The 10,969-nt window shown below is 42.0% G+C and carries 11 protein-coding genes; 7 read left to right on the forward strand and 4 right to left on the reverse strand.

What is annotated here, in order from left to right:
• Nucleotides 1-333 precede the first annotated feature (333 nt).
• Nucleotides 334-1,698, reverse strand: a complete 1,365-nt coding sequence (locus ASV53_RS19400; RefSeq protein ID WP_094958303.1) for an MATE family efflux transporter — start codon at nt 1,696-1,698, stop codon at nt 334-336.
• 251 nt (nt 1,699-1,949) lie between these two features.
• On the opposite strand from ASV53_RS19400, the gene ASV53_RS19405 reads away from it, so the two are divergent.
• From ASV53_RS19405 to ASV53_RS19415, 3 genes are all read left to right on the forward strand, one after another.
• Nucleotides 1,950-2,915, forward strand: coding sequence for a LysR family transcriptional regulator (locus tag ASV53_RS19405; RefSeq protein ID WP_062687893.1), 966 nt, complete (start codon nt 1,950-1,952; stop codon nt 2,913-2,915).
• Nucleotides 2,916-3,124: 209 nt separating this feature from the next.
• Nucleotides 3,125-3,508, forward strand: a complete 384-nt coding sequence (locus ASV53_RS19410) for a hypothetical protein (RefSeq protein ID WP_094958304.1) — start codon at nt 3,125-3,127, stop codon at nt 3,506-3,508.
• 9 nt (nt 3,509-3,517) lie between these two features.
• Nucleotides 3,518-4,903, forward strand: coding sequence for a class II fumarate hydratase (locus ASV53_RS19415; protein ID WP_094958305.1), 1,386 nt, complete (start codon nt 3,518-3,520; stop codon nt 4,901-4,903).
• Nucleotides 4,904-5,000: 97 nt separating this feature from the next.
• Here ASV53_RS19415 and ASV53_RS19420 read toward each other — a convergent pair whose 3' ends face one another.
• The gene (locus tag ASV53_RS19420) at nt 5,001-5,804 is read right to left on the reverse strand and encodes an EAL domain-containing protein (protein WP_094958306.1); all 804 of its coding nucleotides are present in this window, start codon (nt 5,802-5,804) and stop codon (nt 5,001-5,003) included.
• Between the two features lie 346 nt (nt 5,805-6,150).
• Between ASV53_RS19420 and ASV53_RS19425 the strand changes: the two genes are divergently transcribed.
• The 4 genes from ASV53_RS19425 to ASV53_RS19440 all read left to right on the forward strand — a co-directional run bounded on the left by ASV53_RS19425 (nt 6,151) and on the right by ASV53_RS19440 (nt 9,242).
• A complete protein-coding gene (locus ASV53_RS19425) occupies nt 6,151-6,852 on the forward strand; it encodes an HAD family hydrolase (protein WP_239928861.1) in 702 nt (233 codons plus the stop codon).
• A 229-nt stretch (nt 6,853-7,081) separates the two neighbouring features.
• Nucleotides 7,082-7,624, forward strand: a complete 543-nt coding sequence (locus ASV53_RS19430; protein ID WP_094958308.1) for a cytochrome b — start codon at nt 7,082-7,084, stop codon at nt 7,622-7,624.
• The gene (locus ASV53_RS19435; RefSeq protein ID WP_094958309.1) at nt 7,621-8,190 is read left to right on the forward strand and encodes a YceI family protein; all 570 of its coding nucleotides are present in this window, start codon (nt 7,621-7,623) and stop codon (nt 8,188-8,190) included. The genes ASV53_RS19430 and ASV53_RS19435 overlap by 4 nt, the downstream gene beginning before the upstream one ends.
• A gap of 371 nt (nt 8,191-8,561) precedes the next feature.
• On the forward strand, nt 8,562-9,242 hold the full coding sequence (locus ASV53_RS19440; protein WP_094958310.1) for a DUF2076 domain-containing protein: 681 nt from the start codon (nt 8,562-8,564) through the stop codon (nt 9,240-9,242).
• An 89-nt stretch (nt 9,243-9,331) separates the two neighbouring features.
• Here the strand turns inward: ASV53_RS19440 and ASV53_RS19445 are convergent, their stop codons facing one another.
• Both ASV53_RS19445 and ASV53_RS19450 read right to left on the reverse strand, forming a co-directional pair.
• A complete protein-coding gene (locus ASV53_RS19445) occupies nt 9,332-9,811 on the reverse strand; it encodes a YbaK/EbsC family protein (RefSeq protein ID WP_094958311.1) in 480 nt (159 codons plus the stop codon).
• A 101-nt stretch (nt 9,812-9,912) separates the two neighbouring features.
• The gene (locus ASV53_RS19450) at nt 9,913-10,428 is read right to left on the reverse strand and encodes an NlpC/P60 family protein (RefSeq protein ID WP_094958312.1); all 516 of its coding nucleotides are present in this window, start codon (nt 10,426-10,428) and stop codon (nt 9,913-9,915) included.
• Between the last annotated feature and the right edge of the window lie 541 nt (nt 10,429-10,969).

Genomic DNA, 10,969 nt, shown 5'->3' on the forward strand with positions numbered 1-10,969 from the left:
CCTGACTCCGATAGAATATCGAAATCAGGCCTTACAAGCCGCTTAACTAAAATGTCCAACTTAATGGGGTCACTTCATAAAGCGGCTTTCGTAAAAGAACCTTGCTGTACAACATCCAGAAACAATAACAACTGGTTGGTAATAGACATCAATCTTCCTCGATCTTATTGCGTAAATCAGATGACAGCTATCTTACGATGATATTGCGATTATCACACTCTAAATACTCCCACTCGCGGTCAGTCAAGATCATGAATAAACGCTAGAAACAGCAAAGCGAACCATTAGGGTTCGCTTTGATATGTTAGAACCTATAATTACAGGCCATGTACGTTACGCAGTAACACCCACTGAATCAGGCATTTCCGCTTTGCGCTGAAAATCTGTCACGCTTTTATACAGGATAACCATCAACAAAATCCCTGTTGCCGCAAGTCCCAATGCGACGCCCGCCCAAATACCTTCTAGCCCCATGCTATCCATTAGGAACCATGCAGCAGGTAAGCCAACGACCCAGTAGCCAATCACTGTCATTACCGTGGGGGCAATAACGACTTTCATCCCACGTAATATACTGATGGCGGCTAATTGCCATGCATCGACCACAAAACACAGCGAAACCATTATCATGACACCCGGCAATGCTTTTACAAGATCGGTCGCTAATGCATCTCCTTCGACACTAAATACTTGGGTTAAGAATTCTGGGTGCATGCTTAATAGCACGCCAATTACAGCACTGGTTGCAGTAACAACAATTAGCCCTTGCTTCGCATAGTGACGCACCAAGCGAGGTTCATTACTACCAACGTGCTGGCTTACCAAAATTGAAGCTGCCTGTGAGAAACCAAAAGCGATATTCCATGAGAAATTTAAGCACTGCATGGCTATTTGATTTATCGCTAGAGACACGGCGCCTAAGGTACCCGCTAATAAGGCGGCACCTGAAAATAGCGCATGTTCAAGCAAGGTCGCAATCATAATAGGTACACCAATACCCAGTAGTGGCGTAATCGCCCCTAAACGATATTCTGACAACATATTGAACGGAGAATATTTTTGGTAACGAGGTTGGCTAAACACCCAGAATCCGTAGCCCAGCATAATAATAAATGCAGCTAACGATGTTCCATAACCTAAACCTGCGATACCCATGTCCATTTTGAATGCAAGTAAGTAACTTAAGGGAACATTCAGCGTAACCGTTGCTAGCGACATCACCATCACAGAACGCGTATCACCAAATGCACTCACAAGGCTCCGTAGCACAAGTAAAAAAAGCGTTGGTAACATCGACCATTTCAATGCATGAAAATAGTCCATCGCTAACGCAACGGCCTGTGGATCCTGCTTTGCGTGAAGTAACCAACCTTCCATCGTGTAAAACAGCGGCTGTAATGCCAAAGTTAAAATTAGCGCCAGTAAAATCCCCCCTTTCAATGAAGAACGAATTTCTTGGTTGGCTTTTTCCGGTTGTCGAACATGTTTCCCGTAGGCAATGGCAATCAAGTTTGCAACACAGCCGACGGTGCTACCTGCGATAAGAAAGATAAAGGAATAGACAGATGCCCCTAACCCGCCACCAGCTATCGCCAGGACGTTCAGTTGCGCCATCATCCAGACGTCAGTAAACATCAGAAGCTGTGCAATCAACTGAGAGATAATTAAAGGTACAGCAAGGCTGATCAGTTTTTTCATTCGTATTTAGTGCCTATAGAAATAACGACAATTGCTTGAATATGCGGTGTAGCTGTATGACTAGGCAGTGAGTGTTCTCGATGGACAGAGGGAAGTGAAAAAGTGTGTTACCGATACTTACCTCTACTACTTTTTGCTACAGCTTGAATTGTATTCTTTCGTGAGATCCAAAGGTAGTGGTATTCGCGTTGATTTTCAAACGAGTTTTCGGCACTCTTGGATTCATAAAACTCATGCAAAAGGTCGATAACTTGAAAAAAAGACACACTTCACTACCACCTTCACTCAACGCATTACGTGTATTTGAAGCGGCCTCGCGCAATTTAAGCTTTACGCTGGCTGCAGAAGAACTCAATGTGACGCAAAGTGCCGTCAGTCGCCAGATAAAACAGCTGGAAGCCCATTTAGGCATTACCCTATTTATAAGGCAGCATAGAGCACTAACATTAACCAATGAAGGTAAATCACTCGCTGATTTACTAACCCGCCAATTTAGTGAACTTAATAGCCATATTGATCAGCTTAAGCACCAAGATGACAATACTTTACGGCTGAATGTAGCCATGAGCTTAGCGGTGCGTTGGCTCATTCCTCGTTTGCATTCCTTTAAAGAACAGCAACCCGACATCGATATTGTACTGTCATCTATCATAGGTAACACCAGTGATGAAGTTAGCCTGACAAGTGATGAATACGATATTGCGATTTATAACTATGAAGACAAACCCCAAGGTCGCTTTCATTCGACCTTTCTGCGTAACGAGTTACTCGCACCAGTCTATTCCGCTTTAATCGCTCCGGAAGCCAAACAATTAACACTCGAGCAAGCGCTTTGTTTTCCGTTATTACACCCAACTAAAGACAGATCAGACTGGCGAAATTGGTTAGCACAGTCAGGTATACGTTTTTCTCATCAAGACAATGGATTGACCTTTGATACATTGGATATGGCACTGACCTCATGTATGGCGGGGCAAGGTATCGCCATGACAGATCTCTTATTAGTTGTGAGTGAACTAGAAAAAGGGTTTCTTCAATTGCCTCACCCTGTCACGATCATTGAAGGCCCGTGGCGTTATGCCTATGTTTGCCAAAACAAGAACACGATCACACGTACATTTATTACTTGGCTTGAAGAACAAGTAGCGCTTGAACGTGAACAATTTGAAAAATTAGCAAACAACAAAGGCTGGCAAATCCAGACGGCTTCAATATAAAACAACAACTAAACTACATTTGTTTTTTTGGGGGAACTCACAAGTCCCCTCTTAAATCCCCGCTGCTTACCCCAAGCGCCATAAATTTCATAGCAGATTCTTAGTAGAACACTAAACTTGTTTAATACGAACATCGTGTTTTCTACTTGCGCACAATCACATCAAATGATAATAATTATCACTACGAATAATTAAACTTCGGATCTCGCATGAAACAAACAGCAAGTTGCTACCAAGCTTTCTTCTCTGCCGAAGATCGCTTTCTTAACCCACATATTGTCCCTGGCTTTGAACCAGACGTCATTGTTGATTTTATTCAATCAGGGGTAACTCTTGCTGCTTGCTACCAATCAGGGACCCAAAACCCTAACCCGCTTCTACAAGAATTATTCCTAAGGCGGGTGTTTTTCAATTTGCTCAAAGCCATCGATCATCGTGGCCATTCTCGTATTTTTCGTCGTGTCTGTTGGGATTACCTTCACTGTCCGTTACTCGCCTTAAAGAAATATTACGGCGATTCACAAGCTGGCAAACAGCGCTTCCTCTCATTACAACGAGAAATAAGACAAGTCCAACATACATCTGGCTTTTAAGGACCTTACATGACTATCCAATACCGTACTGAAACCGACAGCATGGGTGATGTTCACGTGCCAAAAGACGCGCTCTACCAAGCGCAAACACAGCGTGCTATCAATAATTTCCCTGTTAGTGGTATCCCTATGCCAACCAGCTTCATTCAAGCATTGGCATACATCAAACAAGCCGCTGCCCGCAGTAACCTTGAATTGAATTTACTCGATCACGACATTGCTCATGCAATCATTGATAGCTGCCAGAAAGTCATCGATAAGCAGTTCCATGAACATTTTCCGATTGATGTCTTTCAAACAGGTTCTGGGACCAGTTCAAACATGAACGCCAATGAGGTGATTGCTACGCTAGCCAGTGAGCAACTTGGTCAACCCGTGAGCCCAAATGATCATGTGAACATGGGCCAAAGCAGCAACGATGTGATCCCAACAGCGATCCAAGTCAGTGCAGCATTAAGCTACCATCAACAACTGGCTCCTGCGTTAGCTCACCTAAGCGCTGAGCTCGACAAAAAAAGCATCCAAGTAGAAGGGATAATAAAAACAGGCCGAACTCATTTAATGGATGCCATGCCCATTTCTCTCACACAAGAGCTGCAAGGTTGGAAAACACAAATAGAGAAAGCCAAACTCGGCATAGAACATGCCCTTGAAAATAGCAGTGCACTCGCACAAGGTGGAACCGCGGTAGGCACAGGGATCAATGCCGATCCTCAATTTGCCGCCATTTTCGCCAACAACCTCTCTATATCAACAGAAATTGCTTTTACCACCAGTGACAATTTTTTCTACAGCATGGGAAGTCAAGACGCCATAGTCGCCTTATCGGGCCAGTTAAAAACAACGGCTGTGGCAGTAATGAAAATTTCAAATGATTTACGTTGGATGAACTCAGGTCCACTGGCGGGCTTAGGGGAAATAGAACTTGAAGCCTTGCAGCCCGGTTCGTCGATTATGCCAGGGAAAGTTAATCCAGTGATTCCAGAAGCCGCAGCCATGGTTGCAGCGCAAGTAATTGGCAACGACACCACGATTACCATTGCAGGCCAGTCGGGTAACTTCCAATTGAACGTGATGCTACCTGTGATTGCCTATAACTTACTGCAAAGTATGGAACTGCTGGCAAGCGCTACTACCTTACTGGCAGACAAAGCCATCGCAACCTTTACTGTTCGTGATGATAATTTGCAGAAAGCCCTCGCCAAAAACCCAATATTAGTGACAGCGCTTAACCCTGTTATTGGTTATTTAAAGGCCGCAGAGATAGCCAAAAAAGCTTACAAAGAACAACGGGCGATCATTGATGTAGCAGAAGAAGAAACGACATTAAGCCGAGAAGAATTAGAACGATTACTAAACCCAGCACAATTAACCCAAGGCGGGATTGCTCATTAGCATAAGTATCAATCATTAACGAGGGTAGAATAAATAGCAGCGAACTACGCTGCTATTAAAAGACAAGATAACAAGATTGGTTATGGAGTAATCGCAGTTACACTGCAGACTGCGATTGTTTCATAAACTCATGTAATAAGAGTGGTCGACCAAAGAAATACCCCTGCATAAAGTCTACATTAAGTGCCATGGCAACATTATACGCTCTTTTATCTTCCACCCCTTCCAGCAAGACTTTAGCACCAACAGTTTTAGCCACACTTAGGGCTTCATTCAAACGTTTGGGATGACCATTAAGGTATTCTTGCAACAAGCTTTTATCCATTTTGATAATGTCGGGCTTCACCGTGAGCGCACGCACTTCAGACGATGCCTGACTACCATAATCATCCATCGCGAGTTTAACCCCTTTCCGCCTCATACCATGTAAAACAGCGTTAAGTTGCTGATCATCTGTGCAATGGTGCTCTAGCAATTCAAAATAGATATCTTTCAGGTTAAGACCTAGCTCTTTCACTCTTGGAAAAAGTAAATTATTACCCGATTCATGCTCCCGATTATCAATCAAAGCATCTGGACTCATATTGAGAAAGAGTGCACCACAGTGAATGAAATGAGCAAAGTTACGGAGATGTATTACCCTAGCAAGACGATCTATATTAATTTTATCGAAAAGAGGTAAATGGCGAGACGTAAAAAATGGCTCGGTTTGGCAGCGCATTCCATCTGCATCGTAAACTCGCATTAAGGCTTCAAAACCGAAAACCGTGTTATCTTGATTAACAATGGGCTGAAATGCACTTTTGATGATTTTATCTTGATATACGAAACTGAAACCATCATCAGTGGTACCACGTAAGTAATGCTCTATATCGTGAACAGTTCTCAATATTTTCTTCACTCAATAAACTCATTTAATCGCATATAAAGTACAACGCCCTCAAAAACATAATCAGTAAAACCTAGCCAACTTAGATAATTACACGAGATATCAGTACAAGATACAGATTACGTCAAAAAACTAACGATCACACCATCAACTGACGATTTATTGACTAAAAGCAAATTATCACCTGCTTAAACATTAGCATCCAGCCTCATATGAAACAAATGTAACACACTTCAACTATTACGATGTATTTCAACATGAAAATTACACACATCTGAAAGATAACTGTCACATTTCACCACTAACCTTTACGCATCAAATTAGTCAAAAATAAGACTCACTAAAAGGAAATAGTTTGGTGCTAGAGAATACAGTTAAAAAAAATCGTCCCTATTTAGCCATTTTCGATCTTGATGAGACTTTGATCGCTGCTAACTCAGCAAGTTTATGGACCGCATTCTTAGTCGAACAAGAGATTGCTTTACCTGCATTACTGGCTAAAGAACAAAAGATAATGGCTGCTTATACCAAAGGCGATATGGATATGCGCTCATATCTACGTTCAACATTAGTGCCGCTAGTTGGAAAAAATATCGCAGCCATTGAAGAGCTTGTAAGCGTATTCATTGATCAGAAAATTAAGCCTGCAATTTATCAAGATGGATTAGCCAGAATTAACTGGCATAAAAAACGTGGGGACAAAGTAATTATCGTATCTGCGACCTCAGAACACCTCGTAAAGCCAATCGCGCATATGTTAGGTGCTGATGACGCAATTGCCATTGAACTTGAGACGCTTAATCACATTTATACTGGCAATACCAAAGGCGTACTCAGTTACCAACAAGGAAAGGTGACCAGAATGAAAGCATGGTTAGCATCGAATGATACTCTGTATAAAGGCTGCTACGGTTATAGCGATTCAATCAACGACTTACCCCTGCTCAATGCAGTTGATAAGCCGTTCGCCGTCAATCCAGATCCAACACTGGCCATGCATGCACAAATGAAAGATTGGACCATTATGGACTGGCGCCATGACAATAATATTTTGCGCTAATGCTTATTGGGCTTCCCTTAAATACATAACTCCCCATTATCCGAACCTAAACAGCCCTCACAGTGAGGGCTCTGTCGATCAAGAAAACAGCGTCACTAAGTTCATTCAAATTTTTTGACCTAGTTGTTCAATTCCTCCACCTGTTCTCTCAATATTTTCCTTCTACAATGAATTCATACGTTAAGGCCTGCACACTGCTCGCCAAACCATTAGAGACAAAGGCAAGGTTATGCAACGCACTGTCAAAAAATACGACCCGATATCTATCGTGATCCATTGGACGACGGCACTCACTATCATAGGATTGTTTGCGTTGGGGTTATGGATGGTCGATCTCAACTATTATTCAGAATGGTATAAGCCCGCGCCTCACTGGCATAAGTCAATCGGCTTATGTTTGGCAGCCGTGACATTATTCCGTTTAATCTGGAAGCAGTTTGCTTCACATCCTCCCATTGAAGGCGCTAACTGGGAAAAGGTCGGCGCTAAACTAGCGCACGCAATCATTTACCTGCTGCTTATTGGCTTATTTATCTCGGGCTATCTGATTTCAACAGCAGATGGACGCGCCATTGATGTGTTTGATTGGTTTTCTGTTCCTGCTCTTGGCGAGTTATTTAACAACCAAGCAGATCTTGCCGGTGAAGTGCATTACTACATCGCCTTTACCTTAATTGGGCTTTCTGCGCTGCATGCGCTCGCCGCGTTAAAGCACCACTTCATAAATAAAGACAATACATTAAGAAAAATGTTAGGAGTTACAAAGTCATGAAAAAGCCTCTAATCGCTCTAACCCTGCTTTCTGCTGCACTATTACCGAACCTTGCATCAGCGGCCGACTACACCATTGATACACAAGGGGCGCATGCGTCTATTAACTTGAAAGTCCAGCACCTTGGCTACAGTTTTATCAAAGGGCGCTTCAATACTTTTGATGGTACATTTAGCTACGACCCTGCTAATGTTGCTGCGTCAAAAGTGAATGTAAACATTGATACAACCAGCTTAGATACCAACCATGCTGAGCGTGACAAACATATTCGTAGCAATGATTTCTTAGATGTAAAAAAATACGCGACAGCAAACTTCACAAGCAATAAAGTGATAGATAAAGGCGATGGTAACCTCGAAATTCAAGGTGAGTTAACCCTTCATGGCCAAACAAAACCACTCTCTATTGATGCTCATTTTGTCGGCGAAGGTGATGACCCATGGGGCGGATACCGCGCAGGCTTTACTGGTACAACCCGTATCGAGTTAGCTGATTTTGATATTCCTGTCATGGGTGCTTCAAGCTTTGCTGATTTAGAACTGCATGTTGAAGGTATTCGTCAATAAGCGGCTTAACATCCAATTAGCGTCAACTTACCTAGCCCGCAATGACCACAATCATTGCGGGTTAATTGTATTTCAGCTGCAATATAGCGTCCTCGTATTCTCATACACACCTTCCGCATAGCCAAAACAGCCATACTGGATCACTCTAGCTACGCGTTAAATTTTGGCTACATTCTGAATATCGACTGAAAAATCATAAGTTATGGTTATTTTTAAGGCATTTAACGATAATATTTACGTAAATTAACAGATAGAAATATCTGCAGTGCGCTAGGATGTAGCCATAATAAAATACGTATTCAAAATAGAATACATGGCTAGGCATGGGGATTACCATAAGCTGACGCCACTCAGCAAAGTGAGAAGTAAAAATGACACCACAAGAAAAAGAACTCATCCAAAATGTAGCAAACAAACTTAAACAAAGCCCAGAGAAAGCAAAAGACCAAGATGCTGAAAGCCTGATCAAAGATGAAATCGGCTCACAGCAAGATGCTATCTACAAGCTAACGCAAGCCGTACTTGTACAAGAGATGGCGTTAAAAGAACTGAAACAAAAAAATGACTATTTAGAGAAGTGCGTTGATCACCATAAGACAGAAGCTAATCGCGGCACATTAAGCAAAATGATGGGTGGTAACCGCCCAGCTCCGCAACCACCACAGCCAGCGCATCAACCAAGTGCTTTTGGTGGCTTTATGCAAACAGCCGCATCAGTTGCTGTTGGTATGGTCGCGGGTAATATGATCAGTAACGCTCTATTCAACAATGACGATAGCGCAGCCGCTGATACGCTCGCTTCAACTGATGGAGGCGAAAGTAGCTTCCTAGACGATCCAACTGGTGGCTTTGCTTCAGACTACACCGATGGAAGCACTGGTGGCTTTGGGGACGCTGGCTTTGGCGATTCAAGTGAAGGTGGATTTGGTTCAGCAGGTTTTGACGAAGACACCTTCGCCAATAATAGTGACGACAGCTTGTTCGGCGGCGGTGGTGACTTCTTTGGCGGCGACGATAGCTTCGGTGGTGGCGATGATTTCGATGACGTTTAAGCATTTATGCTCATAGCAATCTAATCTCCAGACAAGAAAAGGTAGAAAATAAATCTACCTTTTCTTTTTATACCTCATACGCATAAACATTAAGGCATCGCATAACTGCTAATATTTTTATGCTGACAATCCCGGATAATTTTCTGGAATTGCTTTTTCTCCATATGGATCAAATTTTCGTGATCCCCAGCTTCCATGAACCACTCATCTTTCTCAATAAGAGCATCATCCACTAGCATAGGTATTGAATATGCCTGACCTAAAGAGGGAACCGCACCGGGCTCACAATCTTGAAAAATCTGTGACAGTTCATGTTCACCAACAAGAGCATAGACTTTACCCGTTAGCATATTAACCTTATCAAGCATTACTCGCCGATTGGCAGGTACTACCGCTAATAAATAATCGTCAGCTTCTGTTTTGAGTAATACCGCTTTAGTAACATTTTTTGCGGGTACGTGCGCAGAAACCGCAGAGCTAAACGACGTATCAGTATGACGGTGCTTAGTGAGACTGAAATAAATATGATGAGCACATAAAAACTGCCCAACTGTAATGGCCATAGCCATAGATACCTCCGAAAGAGATTACTACAGCTAAAGTATGAGCCGTGCGATTAAGTAATGCGAGAAATAAGAGATATTGGCGGATAAACAATCATTTAAACGTATTAGTTAAATGAAATTCTCCTAATCTGCCAAAATGCCTGCTTCCAATACGGGTTATCTAAGCGCGAAACAATCACCCCTTTTGATGTTGATGCATGCATAAATTCATCATTGCCAATATAGATACCGACATGGCGTAATCGATAACCAGTCTTAAAAAACACCAAATCACCGTACTGAGCTTGCTTTTTTGAAACCATTTGTCCCATTTTGACAAGCTCCCCAGTCGTTCGGGGCAACATCGTTTGGTAAACAGAAGAGTAACCGATTTGGACAAATGCAGAGCAATCAATACCGCGCTTAGTCGTTCCACCTAAACGATAAGGGGTACCTTTCCATTCATCATAAACATTCACAAAACTCGGCTGTAGCTTAGGTGTATTTGGGTGAAACGAAGCCACACCCACCTCTGCTGCTTGCGGGGCAACAGATTGTTGTGATGATGAACATCCCGCTAAGGACTGTAATAGAAATAGAAATAGAAATAGAAATGAAAAGCTTGAGAATCCATTAAGCACGCACAGAAAACCCCTCGTTAATGATGCTTTATTATGGATGATGGTAGTACGCAAAGACAGAAATAAAAGGTAAAAAAAAAGGCTTCACATACGAAAGCCTTAAACTCCACACAACAGAAGGTTTTAATGTTTATTAATCAAAAAGTTAGATCATTAGTAAACTGTACTAAATAGGTTTACGGTAACACGTTTTTTTCACTAACTAAAAAGTGACCGAATGAATAATCTATATTGCATACAGATAGTGAATAAATACAGTAAATTTATGACTTCATATTCAACCCTTGGATTTATGTCACACTTCAAACGCTAGAAAAAATTTTCCACTACATAGTGTATTCATCATGAATACGCATCATAGATGCAGCTAAACGTCACAATAGATTGTTATTCAATTGAGCTGTTTTCATCCTCACACTAAAAATAAATTAGCCGCTGTTACTAGCTATCATTGATGTTTCATTTCATAATGCGTGCTACATCGTGGCGCGATACTACTATTGTATTGTTATTATTAAGAATTATGTAATTCACATCGTCA

It is taken from the genome of Photobacterium sanguinicancri, assembly GCF_002265265.1.
Lineage (GTDB): Bacteria > Pseudomonadota > Gammaproteobacteria > Enterobacterales > Vibrionaceae > Photobacterium > Photobacterium sanguinicancri.